Origin of the sequence: Ochrobactrum sp. Marseille-Q0166, assembly GCF_014397025.1 — a bacterium.
GTDB lineage: Bacteria > Pseudomonadota > Alphaproteobacteria > Rhizobiales > Rhizobiaceae > Brucella.
Genome location: NZ_JACJUO010000003.1, coordinates 72903 through 92667 on the forward strand (window position 1 = coordinate 72903; position 19765 = coordinate 92667).

Consider the following 19765-nt stretch of genomic DNA (forward strand, 5'->3'; position numbering starts at 1 on the left):
TAACAAATTGCCCATAAAACTTTCAAGAGGAACTTCTTCTGGGAGGCGGTATTGGCTGATTTGAACGTGAAAGCATCGCGACAGGACGTTAATTCTCGTTTGGAGAATATGCGGAATCTTTCACCCGCTGAACGGTTGGCCAAAGTCGCCGATGCGGTATCGCTTTCGCCTGAAGAGGTGGATGTCTTATCTCATGCCGGCTTGCCGATAGATCTCGCCAATGGAATGATTGAGAATGTCATCGGCCTATTCGAACTGCCGATAGGTATCGCTACAAATTTTACCGTAAATGGGCGGGATTATCTTATCCCGATGGCAGTGGAAGAACCATCGGTTGTCGCGGCCGCGTCCTATATGGCGCGGATAGCGCGTAAATGCGGTGGGTTTCAGACCTCGAGCACTGGCCCACTCATGCGGGCCCAGGTGCAGGTACTGAAGCTCGGCGATCCGCATGGTGCGCGAATTCGGGTGCTGCAGGAGCGTGAGGCGATCATTATGGCGGCCAACGCTAAGGATAAAGTGTTGATTTCGTTGGGTGGTGGCTGCAAAGATATTGAAGTCCATATCTTTGAAGATACGCAGGTTGGCCCTATGATTGCCGTTCATCTGATTGTGGATGTTCGGGACGCAATGGGTGCGAATACGGTCAATACGATGGCCGAAACAGTCGCGCCACTGATCGAGAAAATCACCGGTGGCGTCGTGCGTCTGCGTATTCTTTCCAATTATGCGGATTTGCGCCTTGCACGTGCAATGGTCTCGCTGACGCCGGAAGCATTGAAAACCGACGAGTACGATGGGGAGAGAATCGCGAACGGTATTGTCGAGGCTTGCGCCTTTGCAATTGTCGATCCCTACCGCGCTGCCACCCATAATAAGGGAATTATGAACGGTATCGATCCGATCGTTATCGCCACTGGCAACGACTGGCGCGCGATTGAAGCAGGTGCCCACGTATGGGCTTCGCGCTCGGGCCGGTACACTTCGCTTACGCGCTGGGAAATCGATGTCAAGGGGAACCTGATAGGTACACTGGAAATGCCAATGGCATTGGGCTTGGTAGGGGGTGCCACGAAAACACATCCCGCCGCGCGCGCGGCGTTGAAGGTATTGGGTGTGCAGACAGCACAGGAATTAGCCGAAGTTACGGTAGCAGTCGGGTTGGCACAGAACATGGCTGCGCTTCGTGCCCTGGCGACGGAAGGCATCCAGAAGGGACATATGGCATTGCATGCCCGCAACATTGCCATTGTCGCCGGAGCGACCGGCGAGGAAGTTGACAAGGTTGCGGCCGCTCTGACCGCTAACCACGATGTCCGCGTGGACCGGGCAAAAGAATTGCTGGAAGGCATGCGCAACGCTTGATGGTACGCGTACGCGAATCCCTGCAATTATTGCGCAATGCAATGAGCCAGGGACCGGATTGACAGTCCTGGCAGATATGGAGGCCCCAATGAGTACTGAACGAGAAATGCGCCCTGTCCTTTCAAGGAGATCTGGTCCGTTGTCAGGGGTAATCGTTCTCGACGTGACGCGGGTCGTCGCGGGGCCGTTTTGCGCAATGCTTCTGGCTGATATGGGCGCGACTGTTATCAAGGTCGAACATCCGAGAGAGCCGGATTATGCAAGGACGTTTCCACCATTTGTACCCTCAGGAGAAATACAGCTCAGCGCATTTTTCTCCCAGTTCAATCGCAACAAGCTGGGTTTATCGATCAATTTGAAGTCCGAAGACGGAAAACTCCTGCTTAAACAATTGGTCAAGCAGGCGGATATTCTGATCGAGAACTTCCGTCCGGGAACGATGGACAGGCTGGGTTTGGGTTACGATACTCTCAGCGCCATTAATCCAAAGCTTGTTTATACCGCCATAAGCGGATTTGGTCGATCAGGTCCCAATTCATCGAAGCCCGCATATGACAATACAGGACAGGCGGCAGGCGGCCTATGGTCAATGAATGGTTATCCAGACCGGCCGCCGGTGAGAGTTGGAACGATCATAGGCGATCTGGCTGCGTCGCTTTACGCAGCTATCGGGACTCTTGCGGCTCTGCGGGAGGCTGAAAAAACTGGCAAGGGTCAGGTCGTGGATGTATCTCAACAAGATTCGATCCTCACTCTCACTGAAAATGCTGTGGTGCGTTACACCACTCAAAAAGAAGTGGCTGAGCCTTTAGGGAACGATCATCCATTCGTCAGTCCTTATGGTCAGTATCCCTGCAAGGACGGTTACGTGTTCTTCGGAGGTTATACGGATAAATTCTGGTCCATCACGTGCAAGCTGTTCGGCCAGCCCGAAAAAGCCAAGGACCCGCAAATCGACACGATGGAGAAGCGTTTCGATCCAAAGATTTCGGAGACAGTTGTCAAGCCTCTCCTGAATGAATGGTTTAGTAAGTATACAAAAGCCGAACTTGAAGAAATGGCGGGAGACCAAGTTCCCTTAAGTGCAATCAAGACCATAGCAGAGGTTGTCGAAGATCCTCACATTGCAGCGCGCGAGATGATTGTCGATGTCCCTATGGGAGACCAGCTGGTCAAAATGTTCGGGCTGCCAATCAAGCTCTCCGGCATGGAGAGTATCCGGTATGAGAAGGCTCCGTCTCCCGGAGAGCACAGCGCCCGTATTCTGACAGAACTTCTGGGCGTTTCACCCGAAGAGGTGGCCCGATTGAAAGATCAAGGTGCAATTTGATGGGGACGATCGACTTCACGAAGGACGATCACGTTGCGATCATCCGGATTAACCGGCCCGAAAAACTCAACTCATTGACGCTGTCGATGTATGACGATCTAGGCGCCGCTTTTCAGAGCGCCAATACTGATTCAGAAATTCATTCGGTGGTTCTGTGTGGCGAGGGAACGCGCGCCTTTTGTGCGGGCGCGGATCTCAAGGAATCGATTCCCGCTCTTGCATCTGATCGGTTCGATATTTCGGCCTGGGACCCGGCACATATCAAATATGCCGGGTTTAATAAGCCGATAGTAAGCGCGGTCCAAGGTGTCTGCATGGGGGCTGGTTTCGAACTCATGCTGGCTACGGACATAAGGATTGCTTCGCAGGACGCTGTGTTTCAGCTTCCTGAGGTAGGGCACGGCTTTGTTCCGGCAGGCGGTACGTTGGTGCGCTTGGTACGCCAGATAGGATATGCCCATGCCATGGAGATAATGCTCACTGCCGAACGCTTCTCTGCATCGGATATGCTTGAACGGGGCATCGTCAATCGTATTGAACCTTCAGATAAGGTTGAGGCAACCGCTATAGATATGGCTCGTCGACTGGCCGGTTTCAGTCCAACGGCGGTACAGGCCATAAAGGAAGCGGCATTAACATTGCCGGACCTTCCTCTTGTCGATGCTTTCCGCGAGGAAGCCAGAATTGGCCAGCGTACCTTTACCAGTGACGAAGCCAAGAAGAGTCTGGCGGCTTTTGCAGCGCGGGGAAAGGATCGATGATGGCTGGCGTCACGATAGTTGAGGTCGGCCCCCGTGATGGTCTACAGAATGAAAAACGCGTCGTGGCGACTGAGGAAAAACTTGAGCTTATTTCCCTTCTGCGTGCGGCTAGGTTGACGCGACTGGAAGTTACGGCTTTCGTTTCCCCGAAATGGGTACCTCAGATGGCGGATCATCAAGCTGTATTGCGTGGGACCCCGCAAGCAGAAGGATTGATCCGCTCGGTGTTGGTGCCAAATGAGCGTGGTGCCCGTGCTGCGCTCGAAATAGGTGTCGAGGAGCTGGCGGTATTTACGAGCGCATCGGAAAGCTTTGCCAGAACGAACATTAACTGCTCGATAGATGAGAGTATCAATAGGTTTCAACCAATTGCTGACCTAGCGCGCAACAGTGGCGTGCGTTTGCGTGGATATGTGTCCTGCGCCGTTGAATGCCCATTTGAAGGCGCTGTTGAGCCGCACGTGGTCGCGGAAATTGTGGGCAAGCTTGCGGATTTGGGCTGCACCGAAATTTCCCTGGCGGATACGATTGGGCGAGCTTCGCCAGATAGCGTTCATAAGTTGCTATGTGTTGTCGGCCAGAAACTTCAGTCGCAGCAACTCGCTTGTCACTTTCACGATACTTATGGTCGGGCGCTTGAGAACATCAATGTAGGACTTGAACACGGTATCCGTGTTTTCGACAGCGCTATCGGGGGGCTTGGGGGATGTCCATACGCACCAGGAGCAGCTGGAAATCTAAGCACATTGCGGCTGGTCAACCATCTGGAGAATAAGGGCTATTCCACGGGCGTTGACATTGCCGCGTTGAAACGAGCTCAGGAGTTTGCAGCGAGAATTCGGACCAATTCGATGTGTGTTTCCGATTAATAAATAGAATAATATGGGAGGAACTGTATGCGCGTTGATAGACTTAAGCAGTTGGCAAGTGTCGCGGTTTTCCTGACGGGAATACTCGCGACGTCAAACGTCTTCGCTAAAGATGGAATCAGTGATCAGGTTGTCCGTATCGGGCTTATTGAGGACATGAGCGGCGTCTACGCCGATATCACCGGTATGGGTGCTGTCACGGCTGCAAAAATGGCAGTCGAAGAGTTTGGTGGGACCGTTCTGGGGATGCCAATCGAGATCGTCTCTGCAGATCACCAGAACAAGGCTGATATCGGCGGTGCAATCGCACGAAAGTGGTTCGACGAAGATGGTGTTGATGCAATTCTCGATGTAGCGTCATCGTCGCCAGCACTAGCGGCTTTGGAAGTCGCAAAGCAGAAGGAAAAGCTTATCGTCCTGAGTTCTCCCGGTTCGTTGCGTATCACGAATGACGCATGTGGCCCTTTTGTCGTTCATTGGGCATACGATACTTATGCAGTTGCGCATACTACGGGTCAGGCACTCGTCGATCAGGGGCTGAAGAGCTGGTATTTCATTACTGCGGATTATGCTTTTGGTCACGGTCTGGAAAAGGAGACCGGCGACCTCATCAAGGCGAGGGGTGGTGACGTTGTGGGCAGTATCCGCTTGCCTATCGGGACCGCCGACTTTGCATCGGCACTTCTTACGGCGCAAGGGTCAGGTGCAAGCGTGGTTGCTCTGGCGAATGCTGGTGCTGATACGATCAACTCGGTCAAGCAGGCCGCGCAATTCGGCCTTACTCAAACGGGCCAGAAGCTAGCCACACTTGGCGGTTTCATCAACGATATCCATGGAATGGGTCTTGAAGAAGCGCAAGGATTGACGATTGTCGAGGCCAGTTACTGGAACCTGAATGAACAAACACGCGCATGGTCACAACGTTTTTTCGATGAAAGAAAGGCAATGCCGAACATGTTGCAGACCGGAGTTTATTCATCCGTGCTCCACTATCTCAAGGCCGTCGAGGAAGCTGGTACGGATGATACTAAACAGGTGGTCGCCAAAATGAGGGAGCTGCCGGTCAACGACGTTTTCTATCAAAATGGTTCCATTCGCGCGGATGGTCGCATGATGCACGACATGTATCTGTTTGAGGTCAAGAAGCCTGGCGAATCCAAAGAACCGTGGGATTACTACAAGTTGCTGGCAACGGTTTCCGCTGACAAGGCATTCCAGCCCTTGGAGAGGTCGCAATGCCCGTTGGTGACAAAATAACACCTGTTGTGCAGAACATGATCGTTATCTGATTTGGCGCAACATCTCATAGCCGTTCAATAGGAGATATAAAATGACAGGGAACATGAACCGGCGAGAGTTTAATCTGTTTTTGGCTGCAACCATCGCTTGTGTAGCGACGGGTGGAGCGGCCTATGCTCAGGCGGACGGAGAAACGCTTATGTCCATTGTCTATCCTGAGCCACCAATTTTGAATCTGGGATTGAACCAGCAAACCCCCACCGGCTTGGTGGCAGGAAAGCTCTACGAGGGGTTGCTTTCTTATTCAAGGGATTTGACGCCACAGCCTTTGCTGGCAGATTCATGGGACGTTTCGCCGGATGGCTTAACCTACACTTTTCATCTCGTAAAAAATGCGAAATGGCACGATGGTCAGCCATTCACATCTGCGGATGTTGTTTTTTCCTGCAAGACGTTTCTGCCTGAAGTGCACCCGCGTGCGCGAGATGTTTTCAGCCGCTGCGTCAGTATTGAGGCACCTGACGATTACACGGTGATTTTCAAGCTCATGCGGGCGTTTCCGGCGTTCCTTATGGCATTTGAGACGGCATCAGCGCCTATGATGCCACGCCACCAACTCGAGGGAACGGATTATCGCAAAGTGGGGGCGGAGCAACCCCCTATAGGCACCGGCCCTTTCCGTTTCTCGGAATGGGTGCGCGGTTCGCATATCCGTCTGACGGCGACAGATGACTACTACCGTCAAGGCGAGCCGAAACTTCGCGAAATCTATTATCGTGTAATTCCCGATGCCGCTTCACGCGGCGTGTCCTTGGAGCAGGGGGATACGCAGTTAGCGCAATGGCAAGACATTGAACCTTTCGACGTGGCGCGTCTGGCGGCGCTGCCGCATCTTGAGATGACTACTGACGGCTACGAGTATTTTTCTCCGATGCTATGGATCGAGCTGAACTGTCGCCGTCCGCCCATGAACGACAAGCGCTTCAGGCAAGCACTGATGCATTTGATTGATCGCGAGTTCGTACGCGATCGAATCTTGTTCGGGCTAGCAAAAACGGCCACGGGGCCAATCTCATCTTCAATGCGGTTTTATAGCGCCGACGTGCGGACTTATGAACCTTCGGTCGAGAAGGCTACCAAGCTGCTGGATGAAATGGGCCTAAAGCCAGGTGCGGATGGCGTGAGAGCTTCCCTCAAGTTCACAATGGTACCTGCCGGAGAGACGTGGACTCGCATCGCAGAATATGTGCGACAGTCGTTTGTTAAGGCAGGTATCAAGGTCGAATTACAGAGCAACGATTTGGCAGGTTGGGTTGAGAGTGTCAGCAATGGTGACTTCGATATAACCGGCAACCAGCTTTATCAAAATGGTGATCCCGCTCTCGGGGTGGCCCGCACCTATATATCGTCAAATATCCGTAAAGGTGTCATGTTCTCCAATACGTCAGGCTACTCTGACCCCAAAGTCGATGAATTGTTCGAAGCTGCGGCAAGTGAACTGGATGCGGAAAAGCGCCAAGCTTATTACACCGAGGTTCAACAGTTTCTGGTTGAAGAAATGCCCGTCCTCTGGTTGGCAGAACAAAGATACCCAACAATATTTGATAACCGCCTGAAGGAAGTGGCGGCCTCAGCCACTGGCGTCAATTCCAATTTCGGCACAGTCAATTTCGCCCTGAGCTAGCCGTTACATTCGACCTGAGAGTCGAAGAGGAATGGACTGCTCTAGAGGCGGCTCTCGACATGATTCCAGATTGAAGGTGGTTGCTGACAACCACCACATGAAAGGCTGATGCTAATGCTAACTCCTATTGACGATAAAGAAATCGCTTTGCTGCGTGACTGGCGCCATAAGCTGCATCAGTTTCCAGAAGTTTCAGGTGAGGAAGTCGAAACGGCACGAGAGGTGGTATCCTTTCTGTCCGACACGCAACCAGATCACATAATAACTGAATTAGGTGGTCACGGTGTGGCGCTGATTTATGAGGGTGAGCAAAGCGGGCCGACGGTGTTACTGCGTTGCGAGCTTGACGCATTACAGATTCAGGAAATCTCCGATCTTCCCTACAAATCCCGTAACGATGGAAAGGCCCATATGTGCGGCCATGATGGCCATATGAGCATGATGGCAGCTGTCGCCCGGCAACTGCACCGGAAAAGGCCGACGCATGGCCGGGCCATTTTGCTGTTTCAGCCAGCAGAGGAAACCGCACATGGCGCGGAGGCCGTGATTGCTGATCCGAAATTTGCGTCAATCAAGCCGGACTATGCTTTTGCTATCCATAATATGCCGGGCCTGCCGCTGGGGCATATCGCAGTAGCTCCCGGACAGATTACCTGTGCTTCGATGGGGCTATGTATAAAGCTGACGGGCAAGGTTTCTCATGCCTCCGTGCCTGAAGCAGGCATTTCCCCTGCAATGGCGGTGTCGCGTATCATAGCGACTCTTGAACGGCTGCAGGCGGGGGAAATCGTCGAACCAGGTTTCCGGCGCCTTACAGTGACTGGCGTTGAAATGGGGAAGCGCGTTTTCGGTATAACGCCGGGTAATGCAGAGATACGCATCACGCTCCGCACCCCTGAAACCGACGCCATCATGGGTCTTCTCGGAGAAGCGCTGGACATGGCGCGCAAGATTGCCATTGAGGAGCGACTATCACTTGATTACTCCACGCACAATTTCTTTCGGGCCTGTGTCAACGATCAGGACGCTGCGGCGATTTTCGACAATGCGGTCGATCAGATGGCATTGTCCCGGGTGACGGGTTACTTGCCTATCCGGGGCGCAGAAGATTTTGGATTATTCGGCTCCTGCTCGAAATCGGCGCTGTTGTTTATCGGTTCGGGAATGGATCACCCCATGGTCCATAATCCGGATTATGATTTTCCAGATGAATTGATCCCGCTGGGCGCCGGAATATTTCTCGGTGTTCTTGAGCAATTGCTCGGCTCCAAGCCTCCACAACCAACAGAAATTTTAAAGACAAGCTAATGTTCGTTTTTTCCCGATTATTGGCGAAGCTGGCCGGGATTGTGTTTACGATCCTCGTCATCGCCATAATAAACTTCGCTGTCATTCATTCGGCACCGGGAGATCCCGCATCGGTGATCGCCGGCCAATCCGGCGCTGCGGACGCTAAATTCATCGAGCAGATCCGAGCCGATTATGGACTTGATCAGCCCTTTTTTCACCAGCTCGCCACCTATGTCGGTAAGGTTCTACAATTCGATCTGGGCTATTCCTATCGGCAGCGGGCAGCCGTCAGTCAGTTGATTGCCGAGCGTTTGGGACCAACTTTGCTGCTTACACTTTCCGCTTTCTTCCTTTCGTTGATTGGCGGCGTCTTGTTCGGTGCAATCGCCGGAAAGCGGAATGGTTCATGGGGCGATCTTGCGATCTTGCTGGTTTCGCTGCTTCTTTATGCGACGCCGGTCTTTTGGCTCGGGCTGATGCTGGTATTGGTCTTTTCGATTCAACTCGAATGGCTCCCGGCATTTGGCTATGTGGATATTCGCGCTTCGAGTTTCACCACGGGTCAATATATGTTTGACGTGGCGCGCCACGCCATTCTCCCGGTGGTTACATTGGCCGCAATCTATATGGCCGTATACATTCGACTGATGCGCTCTTCGTTGATTGAAGTTTCGCACGAAGATCATGTGCGGACCGCGCGGGCAAAAGGTCTGACTGAGGCTCAAGTCTTATCTCGCCATATGCTGCGTAACGCTGCCCTTCCGGTCGTGACTTTTGCGGGATTGCAAGCGGGCGCGCTCATCGGTGGGTCCGTGGTTGTGGAAACGGTATTCTCTTGGCCAGGTCTTGGGCGCTTGACTTACGATGCGGTGACCGCGCGCGATTATCCCGTTTTGCTCGGCTTGTTTCTTATCATGTCGATGCTGGTTATCGCGACCAATCTACTGACCGATTTTCTGCATCGAATTATCGATCCTCGTGTGAAAGGCCGATAGGAGAAGAGCTATGAGGGATTTCATACGAACATTCGTGAGCAGGCCGGCTGGCGTCGTTGGCCTCATACTTTTAGGTTTCATCTTTTTAGTTGCCGCCGTTGGACCGTGGTTCTATCCCGCTTCGCCATGGGACATGGCTGGTGTGCCTTTCAGCGCACCCGGAGAAAACGGCATGCTCCTCGGCTCCGACACATTGGGGCGGGATGTAGCGGCCGGTATCGTACATGGAGCACGCGTTTCAATTCTGATAGGCTTGGCATCGACACTAACCGCGCTTGGTATAGGAGTGCTACTTGGTTGTGTCGCGGGTTATGCTGGCGGTATACTTGATACTGCTATTGTGCGGTTCACGGAGATATTTCAGACCATACCGAGCTTCGTGCTTGCAATCTTGTTTGTCGCCATTTTAACTCCTTCGATCTCCACAATCATTTTTGCGATTGGCTTGGTGAGTTGGCCACCTTTGGCGCGACTGACGAGAGCGCAGGTGAAAACGATCTCACAACGTGAATTCGTTCAAGCCGCCCGGTGCCAGGGACAGTCCATTCAGTCCATCATCGTACGGCATATTCTTCCAAATGCTGTTTCGCCTATCATAGTCGCTTCGTCGCTAACTGTGGCGGCAGCTATCTTGATTGAGGCCGCATTATCTTTCATGGGGCTCGGTGACCCCAATCTGATGAGCTGGGGCTACATGATCGGTGCCGGACGAACCGTCATTCGACAGGCGTGGTGGATGAGCGTATTTCCCGGGATTGCAATCCTTATAACCGTAGTTGCAATCAATCTCGTCGGTGAAGCGTTGAACGATACACTCAATCCGAGGATATCCCGAGCATGAGCGAGCCGTTGCTTTCTATTCAAAACCTTGTGCTCGGGCTGCCCATGGGTGCCGACCGCAAGCATGCTGTCGATGGCGTCAGTTTTGACGTCAACAAAAACGAAATCGTTTGTCTGGTTGGTGAGAGCGGTTCCGGTAAATCGATGACCGCCCACGCGATCCTGCGGTTGCTTCCGTCCAAGGTTAAACCTCTGCAGGGCGAGATCAGGTTTGACGGCCGCAATTTGCTTGACCTTGCGCCGCGGGAGATTCGGACCTTGCGGGGCAATCGTATCGCCATGGTTTTTCAGGAGCCGCTCACTGCGCTCAATCCTCTACAACGCGTTGGAGCACAAGTCGCAGAAGCTATTCGTATTCATACGGGGATCGCCGACAGTAAAGCAAATACGCGGGTTTTGGAACTTTTTGAGCAGGTCGGCTTACCTGATCCACAGACGCTTCTATCCGCTTACCCATTCCAATTATCCGGTGGGCAGCGTCAACGCGTGATGATCGCGATGGCACTTGCTAATGACCCGGAGCTTTTGATTGCGGATGAGCCGACAACCGCATTGGATGTGACGACGCAGCGACAGATACTGGATTTGATCGTCGACCTGCAAAAAAAACGTGACATGGGAGTGTTATTTATAACGCACGACATTGGCGTGGTTGCGGATATTGCCAATCGTGTCGTGGTGCTCCGTCATGGCAAAGTCGTTGAACAGGGCGCGGCCACGACAATTCTGAACGTGCCCAACGAGCAATATACAAAAGATTTGCTGGATGCTGTCCCCGGTCGAGGATCGGTGCGTTCGGTGGCGGACAACAATCAGCCGCTATTGCAGGTCCGTGGGCTGCAAAAGATTTTCGTGACCAAACGGGATATGTTTGCACCGCCTCGGCGCGTCGTTGCGGCAGATAATCTCAACCTGGTTTTGAACAAAGGCGATACGCTGGCGGTCGTGGGCGAAAGCGGCTCGGGCAAGTCCACGCTCGCAAGAATGGTTTTGCGTTTGATCGAACCAGATGACGGCTCGATTGTCTTTGATGGCGTACCCGTACAAAAAATGCGCGGAGAGGAGCTACGCCAGTTCAGGCGCAAGGTACAAATTGTATTTCAGGACCCATATGCGTCACTGGATCCCAGATTGAAAGTCGGTGAAAGCATTATACGAGGGCCGATGGCATTTGGAGCCTCACGTTCTAAGGCGCTTTCTGTCACAACGCATTGGCTGGAGAAAGTTGGACTGGGAGTGCATGCGCTGGACCGGTATCCTCATGAGTTCTCCGGTGGGCAACGGCAGAGAATTTGTATTGCCCGCGCGCTGGCACTCGATCCTGTCTGTTTGATTGCAGACGAAGCGGTTTCCGCACTCGACGTTTCCGTTCAGGCTCAGGTGCTTAAGCTTCTGTCCGAACTGAAGGCTGAAATGGGGCTGACTATGCTGTTTATCACGCATGATCTGAGGGTTGCAAGGGAGATCGCTGATCGTATCGTAGTGATGAAAAAGGGGAGTGTAGTCGAAGAGGCACGTGCATCTGACCTCTTCGAAAGACCGCGTGCCGACTACACGCGTCGTCTGCTGAAGGCCGTTCCCGGACGAGATTTCTTCGAAAGTCGCAGAGTGGGCGAAGCAGTGCTTTAGCCCGCGCGAGATTGGCAACGGTTTCTCGAGCTGACAGGCTGCCGATTGAAGCCGCATGAAAAGGAGAACAAAAATATGAACGAATTTGAACGCTCCTTTATCGAGAAAGCCACCTTGCTTTTCATCGCCTCACGCAGCGACGAAGGTGCGATGGACGTCTCTCCTCGCGGTGGCCAGCCTTCCGTGGTCAGGATAAGTGCTGATGGCAGCCTTCTACTGCCCGATTATGTCGGAAATAAACGGCTCGATACCATCGGCAACATACTGAGCAATCCCAATGTAACGCTTGTTCTTCTCAACAAGCAAACGGATGCATATCTGCACATCGTCGCCCACGCGACTTTTTCGCAACGCGAGGAAGATATCGCAGCGTTTCCTGCTGACGAGAATCGACCGTTGAGCATCTTGGTTCTGAAGCCGTCTAGAATGGATATCATTCGAAGCGATGTATTTCGTAAGAGTGGTTTCTGGCTTGATCCTGCCGAAAGGAAGCGACCTCTAGATGTTCTGGATATCTATGCACGTGACAGAAAATGGCAGACGGAGAACGGGAACGAACCGGTAATTCGAGACGCGGAGTCCGAGCATCGTCTTGCCGAAGCCGGGTTGCGCGAGTTTTATGGCACGCCGAGCCCAATCGTTCAGACAAAAGCCTATAATGTAGCGGGCCCCGGCTTTATGTCCTTCATCGATCACGCAGGCTTTGTCGTCTTTGCTTACGAGACTGAAACCGGTGAAATTTTGATCGAATTGTTTGGCGGTAAGCCTCTGCGAGTCAACTACACCACCAATCGACAATCCTTCCTGCTCGATATGAATGGATGTCGTACCAATCAAGCAAAAACAATACCCCATTCAGGTAAGTATGCGCTCCTAGCAGCGGAGCCGGGCAGATGTGAGAATATAAGGCTGAATGGAGATTATCGAGGAACGACCAATAATGTCGATGAGCAGCGTGTGCTCAGCTTATCGACTGAGGAAATCTATTTCCATTGTTCCTCTGCCTTTACCAGATCGCGGATATGGACGGATGTACCACCCACTGCTTGGACGGGTAAGCGACGATTCCTGTGTGCTGAACGCAAGCGTGAAAGCCATGATGTGACATCGTTTATCTTGAAACCACGCGATAGCGCTCCAATTGGCGATGTGCTGCCAGGCCAGTATGTAACAGTATCGCTCCTCAAGGATGATCACAGGATCGCTCGGCAGCGTTGTTATTCGATTTCCGGCACACCTGAAACGTACTCGCTGCGTATTACTGTGCGCCGGATCGGTAATAATGGTGTCTCGGACTTACTTCACGATGAGATGCAAATTGGCGACGAATTGTTGCTGGGGCCACCGGCGGGGCATTTCGTTTTGGAGAGTTCGCTTTCGCGCCCGATCGTCTTTATTAGTGCAGGCGTGGGCATAACGCCGCTTATGCCGATGGTCGAAAAACTTTCAAAGGCGCAGCCAGGTCGTGAAGCATGGTTTTTGCATGCGGCCCGGAGCAGGGAACACCATTTATTCAAAGAGGATATAGAGCGTATAGCAGACATCAATCCATCGCTTCGTCTGTTCACAGCTTACTCTAAGCCAAATAAAGGCGACAATTGTGATCATTCAGGTCGTCTCAATGCAGGCATCATCGGGCAATTGCTACCCGTTGCAGAGGCAGATTTTTATATCTGCGGTCCGAATGCTTTCATGTCGGAAATAAGTGAAGGTTTGAAAGCGTTAGGCGCACGACCTGACGGTATCAAAACAGAGGCTTTTGAGCAAAAAAGTGGTTGTCCCACAATGCTAGCATCAAAAACGCTCGTCAATCGGGCCCCTTGTTCAGTGATGTTTGCCCGGTCGGGTCAGAAGCTCACATGGAAACAGGACAGCGGAACTCTGCTCGATCTCGCTCTGGCGCACGAAATCGATGTGCCATTTTCGTGTCGCACGGGGGAATGCCAATCCTGCGTACAACGTATCGTCGAAGGTAAAGTTGATTATCTGATAGGCGAGGAGCCTATCTTGGCACGAGGACGCGTTATGCTCTGTCAAGCGACACCGCTTGGAGATGTCGTTATCGATTGCTGACTGGAACGTCTCATGGCCGTGTCGGGAGACGATCTGGGCGAAACTCCAGACTTTCAAAGGTACAACAATATGGCGGTTGATACCGGGAGTATCCAATGATGTTCATAAATGCGATAGCTGATCATCCTGATTTGGTAGCCGAGTTGTCAGAATGGCGCCATCATCTGCACCGCAATCCAGAACTTATGTACGACCTTCCTTTAACGGCTGGCTTCGTAGAGGAAAAATTACGTAACTTTGGTTTTGATGAGATTGTGAGAGATCTCGCACCCAGCGGGGTTGTCGGTGTTTTGCACGGTTGCAAAGGGCAAGCGACATGCAAGGACAAGTCTATTTTACTTCGCGCAGATATGGATGCTCTTCCTCTTCTGGAGAAGACGAATGCACCGCATTGTTCTCAGTTAAATGGAAAGATGCACGCCTGTGGGCACGATGGCCATACCGTCATGCTTCTGGGAGCTGCAAAATTGCTCGCGGAAAAACGTGATTTTGACGGAACAGTTATATTCTGTTTTCAGCCGGCCGAGGAGGGCGGGGCGGGCGCGAAAGCTATGATCGACGCAGGCTTGTTGGAAAGGTATCCGGTTAAATCAGCATTCGGTTTGCATAACTGGCCTGGAATGCCGATTGGGTCGTTCGGTATCACGCCGCGAGCCATGATGGCGGGGGCTGACGCGCTTTTCATAACAATTGAAGGCAAAGCCGCCCATGCAGCGCAACCCCACCGTGGGCGGGATCCGATTACAGCGGCCGCTTACCTGATAACTTTATTGCAGACCATTGTTTCCCGAAAGCTCGATCCGCTTACACCTGCGGTTATTTCTATCACTTCCATAAATGGCGGCGAGGCGTGGAACATCATTCCTGACACTGTTGAGATGCGCTGCAATATCCGAACGTTTTCTGATGCTGTGGCTGAAGCTATTCATCGTGAAATCAACAGCATTTGTCTTCAAGTCGCCAACAGTTTCGATCTGCGGATTGAAGCGTTGCGTCCAGAGGGGTGTATTCCTTATCCCCCGACGATCAATCATCCAATCGAAACAGCAATCGCCATCAAAGCTGCACAGATGGTGTCGGCGAGAACGCATGTGACAGTCGATCACGAGCCCACAATGGCCGCGGAAGACTTTGGCTTCATATTGCGGGAAGTTCCGGGAGCGTTCATGTTTATTGGAAATGGCGATAGTGCACCGCTCCACAATGCAGAATATGATTTCAACGACGAGTCCATTCCGTTCGGTGTTAGTTATTGGCTTGAGGTAGTAAGGTATTCTCTGGGCTCTCAAATTTCAGTCGTTTGCGACGCGAATTGATTGTCTTTTTGGCCAACTCTCAGAACGTTGTGGGAAGATGGCGGGTAGGCTTGACCCGAGAGCGGATCGGAGTTCCAGCCGACAAACTGTCCAGCTATGATTTCCATGGGAGAGAATAGCCCGTCAGCGTTGCGCCGAGCCTTTACAGTATTCCGGCTTTCGCCGCATGACGCAAGGGGACCGCAGGAGGTGCTTTCTTACTGGATGATCGGCGAATTTTGCCCGTCCGGACAATCCGTCAGCGCCATGTTTGAAGCGGTGTTTCTTTGGTGCCGGGATCGCAATATCTATGGTCCATCTGCCAAGGAGCTTGAACGACTTGTTCGTTCGCAACGACAACAACAGTCTCGACTGCTGGCTTCATGAGGTGAGTGCAGCGCTTCCGCCTGAGACTGTGGTATCGATGGAAATATCCCTCGCTGACCCTGATGGCCCGACGGGCTTCAATGCTAAGAAGGCCGATGCAAGGCGAGTAACGCTCAACAACATTCTGGAGGTGACTGCTCGGCTGGCGTTCATCTGGAAACTGAACCTCGCACGAAATATGTTTTCAGACATCAACCCGGCGTGGATCGAGCATGTTGCCCGCCGGGTTTCAGGCGAAAAGGCATCGGAGATGCGCCGTCACACGCGGACTCGTCAGCTTGCGCTTACGGGGTGTATCTGATCATGCGGGAAACGGCGATGCCTGATGGAGCAGAGCCATGTCCAGATCGACCTTATAAAGTCCGGCGTTGGGATGCCAAAATCGCCAATGCGGACCGTATTGTGGTTGTCGAGAAAGGAAAGACCGCGAAAGAAGGGGCGCACAAAGAAGTGCTGGCCATCATAAATGGAAGATGCAAAATTTGTGGACTGCTCAGAATTATAATCAAGCCTGATGAAGGCAGTTCGTCAACAAAATATGCAAACTGCCCCTCAATGACTGGGATGGATATAACAATCTTGACTGGCAATTTGAATTAGCAGACGCTTGCTTCCCAAGCGATAAAACGCTGCTGTTATTAATCCGAATCTTAATTAAAAGCATAAAAGCTTATAGCCGTCACGCTGATCTTCTCGCCCGTTCTTTTGCTGAGTGTGGACATTGCAGGACGTCTGGTTCTTTCTCCCGGAGAACTTGAAGCAGGCATTGTCACAGCCTTCATAGGCGCGCCCGTGTTTATGCGCTGGCACGCCGTAGAAAGGTCAGCGGATTATGACCGATAAACACGGGTATACAGCCACGCTCCGCCTGTTATGCGATCAGTTCTCGTTGCACCTGCATCGGCGCAGCTTGTTGATTGGTGTGATCCTCAATTCGCTTGATGCCTTGCTTGGTCAGGGCGATGATATGGTACGGATGATTGTTGTCGAATGGCGATTGCAGCGCGTACTTCTCGCCATTCTGTCAGGTGCAGCTCTTGGTATGAGTGGTGCTATCTTCCAGTCGCTGACCCGCAATCCGCTTGGCAGCCCCGACATTATCGGCTTTGCAGCAGGATCCTATACAGGCGTAATGATCATCATGGTGCTTTTGTCAGGCGGCTATTACGAGATTGCCCCTGGCGCGCTGACAGGTGGCATCCTCACAGCTTTGGCAGTTTATGCACTTGCCTGGCGCAATGGCATGCAGGGTTTCAGGCTGATTATCGTGGGTATTGGCATTTCGGCGATGTTATCCACATTCGATGGCTGGATAATCAAGGCGGATCTCAATGTTGCGCTGACCGCCACCCTAACGGCTGCTGCTGGCCCCATCGCATTCATTGCCCTCACAGGCAGCGCCCTGCTCGCTGCAGCAGATTACGCAGCCCAGAACGCATTTGCAACACAGCTTCCCGTCGGCGTTATGACTGTCAGCATCGGTGGTATCTACTTCATATCACTGCTCGCAAAAGAGGTAAGAAGTTAAGGGGGGCTACGAAAAAACTCAAAGGAGTTTAACCTTTGAGGCACAAGCGTCGCGTTCTTGGCGGCAATCTGTAATGTGGCTATTCACCCTGATTGCGCCAGATCGATTTCGGATTTGATTGCATTCGTGAAATAACGACCCAGCCAGGCACGAGGCATTTTGCGCATAATGAAATTACGCATGTGAAATGCAAACGCACTTTGCGGAATGAAGACCGCAGCCATTTTGCGACTGCGTGCCTGTAGCCGCCCGATGATCGGCCGCAGTTTCTGTTCATGCAGAGCCAATGCCTTGTCGATGTTGGTTTCTGCCAACAATGCCTTTCCGAGCATTTCCGTAGAAGCCAGCGCCATTCCCGCACCTTGACCAGAAACCAGTGTCAGACAATGAGCGCTGTCGCCTAACAAAAGCACGCGGCCCTCAGACCATTTCGGAAGATCAATCATGGTGAGGCTGTCGATGAGAAAGTTTGATCCTTCCCGCTTTCCTTGATCAAGTAAGTGCCGCACTTCCGGATGGCTTTCACTACTGACATTTTTTAGAAGGCTATAGCGGTCTTCGCTTTGTTCCAGTCCCCCCCGATCGTCACGCCAGACATGCATTGCCGCTAGCCGTCCATCATGTAGAGAATAGTATTCTGCAAGATGGCCGGGTTCTGCATAGGATAGAAAATCCGTTTCAAAACTACGTGGGGCATCGACATCATAAACTGCAAAATAATAACCAAGCGGTTGCAGACAGCCATTCTTGGTACTGTCGGAGCCAAACAGCTTCTGCCGTATCGAAGACCGAAAGCCGTCCGCGCCAATCAGCAGATCAGCTTGAATAGTCTCACCGCTGGCAAGTCTTGCTTCAACATGATCACCTTTGTCTGTGAAGCCTTCGACCTGGTCGCGAAAACGAATTGATGCCGTGTCAGGAAGTGCATCTGCGAGAGCGCGAACAAGATCGTTACGACGCAGCGCGAGATAGGGAAGATCACGTATGAAATCGCGATATCGAAGTCGCAATAGCTCTTTGCCCTTGCTGTCCTTATAGACGTTTTCATTGATCGTGTAGGAAGCGGAGCGAAGCGTTTCCTGCAATCCCATACGATCAGCTGTCTCATAGCCAAGTCCCGATAGGCCCAGCATGTAGCCATTCTCACGCAGGCTTTCGGCACGTTCGATAATGACGGATTGCCATCCAGCTTTATCCAGCCACCAGGCAGCAGCAAGGCCCGCTACTCCAGCTCCATTTATCACAGCGAGTGGCTTGGTCATGAGCAGGTTCCCTTTATAAGACGGCGTTCCAGAAGAATAAGAAGTGGTGGTGTAATAGTTGCCAGTGCAGCCGACATGATAAAGCTTGCTGCGTAGCCTGCCTGATGAGCGAGAATGCCACCGGCTGTTCCGAACAATGCGGCCGCAACGGCGCTTGCGCTTTGAAACAGCGTGAAGTCCACGCCAGGTTGCGATGGAGACACAAGGCCCATCAGTCGCGAGTAAATGGCAACGAAGCCTGCAGCCATCACCGCACTTTCAAGGATGAATATGCTCACAAGAACGGAGATATCCCGCACTCCAAGCACAACGATTAGCATGACAATAGAAAGTGCGATCACATGTGCAGCGGCGATGTAAATAACGGCTTTGACCGATCCTGTCTTATGCACGATCAGGCCACCAAGTGCCGCGCCGCAAATGCCGGCTGCGACGCCACCCACACCGTTCAGGATTCCCAATAATGAAAGCGGAACGCCAGCATCAACGAGAAACGGGCCTGTCAGAGACTGGGTAAGGCGCCCTCCCATTTCAAACACAACCGCGATTACAAGGCCGGTTCGAATATCGAAGCGCTGGAATGCATGCAGCAGGCTAGGGCTTTTTGCGATTTCGACCGGCGCAACATGAGCCTCTCGCGTCAAAAGCATCGGCACGCTCATAAGGAGGACCAGACAGGCGAGCAGAATACAGGCAGCGAACCACCCATATATAGCCAAAGTTGTTAAAAAAAGACCACCGCCAAAAATGAGACCGAAATATCCACCGCCAACCTGCGCAACATTACCTGCTCCGCGCTCGTTTTGCGCCAGTTGCTCGAAGATAAAAGCATCGCAGGCAATATCAATGGTTGCCGAAGTGACTGCCATCAGCAGTAGAAAGACAATGACCATTGCAAAGTTTACGGCGCTCGTAAAGCCGAGAGCAATGAGCAGGCTTGCAGTTATCACTTCGCCGATGAGTATGATCCTTCGCGATCGGCGTTTGCCATTGGGTAGAATACGCAGGCGTTCGAGCGGTGGAGCCCATAGAAACTTGAACGCCCATACCAGCATGACCAGCGAAATCAGCCCGATCTTGTCAAGAGCGACATTGTGGGCGCGCAAGACCGCCGGAATCCCCATGAACGTGAGACCTCCTACGAGGCTTTGCGCAGTATAGATACCGCCGGCGGCAATCAAAATACGCGGCAGGCTGGAAACCCTGGCATCTTGCATG

18 protein-coding genes are annotated in these 19765 nt (G+C 52.4%); 16 read left to right on the top strand and 2 right to left on the bottom strand.

Features of this window, described 5'->3' with window-relative positions:
• The first annotated feature begins 51 nt into the window (after positions 1 to 51).
• The 16 genes from H5024_RS18905 to H5024_RS18980 all read left to right on the top strand — a co-directional run bounded on the left by H5024_RS18905 (position 52) and on the right by H5024_RS18980 (position 17285).
• Complete coding sequence (locus tag H5024_RS18905; protein ID WP_187548772.1) at positions 52 to 1365, top strand: hydroxymethylglutaryl-CoA reductase, degradative; 1314 nt, start codon at positions 52 to 54, stop codon at positions 1363 to 1365.
• An 88-nt stretch (positions 1366 to 1453) separates the two neighbouring features.
• Positions 1454 to 2695, top strand: coding sequence for a CoA transferase (locus H5024_RS18910; RefSeq protein WP_187548773.1), 1242 nt, complete (start codon positions 1454 to 1456; stop codon positions 2693 to 2695).
• Positions 2695 to 3456 (top strand): enoyl-CoA hydratase/isomerase family protein, encoded by a 762-nt coding sequence (locus H5024_RS18915; RefSeq protein ID WP_187548774.1) that lies wholly within the window; start codon positions 2695 to 2697, stop codon positions 3454 to 3456. Before H5024_RS18910 ends, H5024_RS18915 begins: the two co-directional genes overlap by 1 nt.
• Complete coding sequence (locus H5024_RS18920; protein ID WP_187549109.1) at positions 3456 to 4325, top strand: hydroxymethylglutaryl-CoA lyase; 870 nt, start codon at positions 3456 to 3458, stop codon at positions 4323 to 4325. Before H5024_RS18915 ends, H5024_RS18920 begins: the two co-directional genes overlap by 1 nt.
• 27 nt (positions 4326 to 4352) lie before the next feature.
• Positions 4353 to 5582: an ABC transporter substrate-binding protein gene (locus tag H5024_RS18925; protein WP_187548775.1), complete on the top strand. Its 1230-nt coding sequence runs from the start codon at positions 4353 to 4355 to the stop codon at positions 5580 to 5582.
• A gap of 73 nt (positions 5583 to 5655) precedes the next feature.
• Positions 5656 to 7248 (top strand): ABC transporter substrate-binding protein, encoded by a 1593-nt coding sequence (locus H5024_RS18930; protein ID WP_247875389.1) that lies wholly within the window; start codon positions 5656 to 5658, stop codon positions 7246 to 7248.
• Positions 7249 to 7362: 114 nt separating this feature from the next.
• Complete coding sequence (locus H5024_RS18935; protein ID WP_187548776.1) at positions 7363 to 8556, top strand: amidohydrolase; 1194 nt, start codon at positions 7363 to 7365, stop codon at positions 8554 to 8556.
• Positions 8556 to 9533 carry an ABC transporter permease gene (locus H5024_RS18940; protein ID WP_187548777.1) on the top strand — a complete coding sequence of 326 codons (978 nt, stop codon included), beginning with the start codon at positions 8556 to 8558 and terminating at the stop codon, positions 9531 to 9533. The genes H5024_RS18935 and H5024_RS18940 overlap by 1 nt, the downstream gene beginning before the upstream one ends.
• 10 nt (positions 9534 to 9543) lie before the next feature.
• On the top strand, positions 9544 to 10374 hold the full coding sequence (locus H5024_RS18945; RefSeq protein WP_187548778.1) for an ABC transporter permease: 831 nt from the start codon (positions 9544 to 9546) through the stop codon (positions 10372 to 10374).
• A complete protein-coding gene (locus H5024_RS18950; RefSeq protein ID WP_187548779.1) occupies positions 10371 to 12002 on the top strand; it encodes an ABC transporter ATP-binding protein in 1632 nt (543 codons plus the stop codon). Before H5024_RS18945 ends, H5024_RS18950 begins: the two co-directional genes overlap by 4 nt.
• Positions 12003 to 12077: 75 nt before the next feature.
• Positions 12078 to 14075 carry a pyridoxamine 5'-phosphate oxidase family protein gene (locus H5024_RS18955; RefSeq protein ID WP_187548780.1) on the top strand — a complete coding sequence of 666 codons (1998 nt, stop codon included), beginning with the start codon at positions 12078 to 12080 and terminating at the stop codon, positions 14073 to 14075.
• A 95-nt stretch (positions 14076 to 14170) separates the two neighbouring features.
• On the top strand, positions 14171 to 15391 hold the full coding sequence (locus H5024_RS18960; RefSeq protein WP_187548781.1) for an amidohydrolase: 1221 nt from the start codon (positions 14171 to 14173) through the stop codon (positions 15389 to 15391).
• A 310-nt stretch (positions 15392 to 15701) separates the two neighbouring features.
• Positions 15702 to 16058 carry a hypothetical protein gene (locus tag H5024_RS18965; protein WP_187548782.1) on the top strand — a complete coding sequence of 119 codons (357 nt, stop codon included), beginning with the start codon at positions 15702 to 15704 and terminating at the stop codon, positions 16056 to 16058.
• 17 nt (positions 16059 to 16075) lie between these two features.
• On the top strand, positions 16076 to 16357 hold the full coding sequence (locus H5024_RS18970; protein ID WP_187548783.1) for a hypothetical protein: 282 nt from the start codon (positions 16076 to 16078) through the stop codon (positions 16355 to 16357).
• A 114-nt stretch (positions 16358 to 16471) separates the two neighbouring features.
• Positions 16472 to 16600 carry an iron chelate uptake ABC transporter family permease subunit gene (locus H5024_RS18975; protein ID WP_348770722.1) on the top strand — a complete coding sequence of 43 codons (129 nt, stop codon included), beginning with the start codon at positions 16472 to 16474 and terminating at the stop codon, positions 16598 to 16600.
• Positions 16590 to 17285: an iron chelate uptake ABC transporter family permease subunit gene (locus tag H5024_RS18980; protein WP_187548784.1), complete on the top strand. Its 696-nt coding sequence runs from the start codon at positions 16590 to 16592 to the stop codon at positions 17283 to 17285. The genes H5024_RS18975 and H5024_RS18980 overlap by 11 nt, the downstream gene beginning before the upstream one ends.
• 83 nt (positions 17286 to 17368) lie before the next feature.
• Here H5024_RS18980 and H5024_RS18985 read toward each other — a convergent pair whose 3' ends face one another.
• On the bottom strand, positions 17369 to 18547 hold the full coding sequence (locus H5024_RS18985; protein ID WP_187548785.1) for an FAD-dependent monooxygenase: 1179 nt from the start codon (positions 18545 to 18547) through the stop codon (positions 17369 to 17371).
• Positions 18544 to 19764, bottom strand: coding sequence for an MFS transporter (locus tag H5024_RS18990; protein WP_187548786.1), 1221 nt, complete (start codon positions 19762 to 19764; stop codon positions 18544 to 18546). Before H5024_RS18990 ends, H5024_RS18985 begins: the two co-directional genes overlap by 4 nt.
• Between the last annotated feature and the right edge of the window lies 1 nt (position 19765).

What these genes read in the sequence shown, in the direction of transcription:
- H5024_RS18910 (WP_187548773.1), top strand. Translation starts at nt 1,454, where the DNA reads ATGAGTACTGAACGAGAAATGCGCCCTGTCCTTTCAAGGAGATCTGGT.
- H5024_RS18915 (WP_187548774.1), top strand. Translation starts at nt 2,695, where the DNA reads ATGGGGACGATCGACTTCACGAAGGACGATCACGTTGCGATCATCCGG.
- H5024_RS18920 (WP_187549109.1), top strand. Translation starts at nt 3,456, where the DNA reads ATGGCTGGCGTCACGATAGTTGAGGTCGGCCCCCGTGATGGTCTACAG.
- H5024_RS18925 (WP_187548775.1), top strand. Translation starts at nt 4,353, where the DNA reads ATGCGCGTTGATAGACTTAAGCAGTTGGCAAGTGTCGCGGTTTTCCTG.
- H5024_RS18930 (WP_247875389.1), top strand. Translation starts at nt 5,656, where the DNA reads ATGACAGGGAACATGAACCGGCGAGAGTTTAATCTGTTTTTGGCTGCA.
- H5024_RS18935 (WP_187548776.1), top strand. Translation starts at nt 7,363, where the DNA reads ATGCTAACTCCTATTGACGATAAAGAAATCGCTTTGCTGCGTGACTGG.
- H5024_RS18940 (WP_187548777.1), top strand. Translation starts at nt 8,556, where the DNA reads ATGTTCGTTTTTTCCCGATTATTGGCGAAGCTGGCCGGGATTGTGTTT.
- H5024_RS18945 (WP_187548778.1), top strand. Translation starts at nt 9,544, where the DNA reads ATGAGGGATTTCATACGAACATTCGTGAGCAGGCCGGCTGGCGTCGTT.
- H5024_RS18950 (WP_187548779.1), top strand. Translation starts at nt 10,371, where the DNA reads ATGAGCGAGCCGTTGCTTTCTATTCAAAACCTTGTGCTCGGGCTGCCC.
- H5024_RS18955 (WP_187548780.1), top strand. Translation starts at nt 12,078, where the DNA reads ATGAACGAATTTGAACGCTCCTTTATCGAGAAAGCCACCTTGCTTTTC.
- H5024_RS18960 (WP_187548781.1), top strand. Translation starts at nt 14,171, where the DNA reads ATGATGTTCATAAATGCGATAGCTGATCATCCTGATTTGGTAGCCGAG.
- H5024_RS18970 (WP_187548783.1), top strand. Translation starts at nt 16,076, where the DNA reads ATGCCTGATGGAGCAGAGCCATGTCCAGATCGACCTTATAAAGTCCGG.
- H5024_RS18980 (WP_187548784.1), top strand. Translation starts at nt 16,590, where the DNA reads ATGACCGATAAACACGGGTATACAGCCACGCTCCGCCTGTTATGCGAT.
- H5024_RS18985 (WP_187548785.1), bottom strand. Translation starts at nt 18,547, where the DNA reads ATGACCAAGCCACTCGCTGTGATAAATGGAGCTGGAGTAGCGGGCCTT.
- H5024_RS18990 (WP_187548786.1), bottom strand. Translation starts at nt 19,764, where the DNA reads ATGCAAGATGCCAGGGTTTCCAGCCTGCCGCGTATTTTGATTGCCGCC.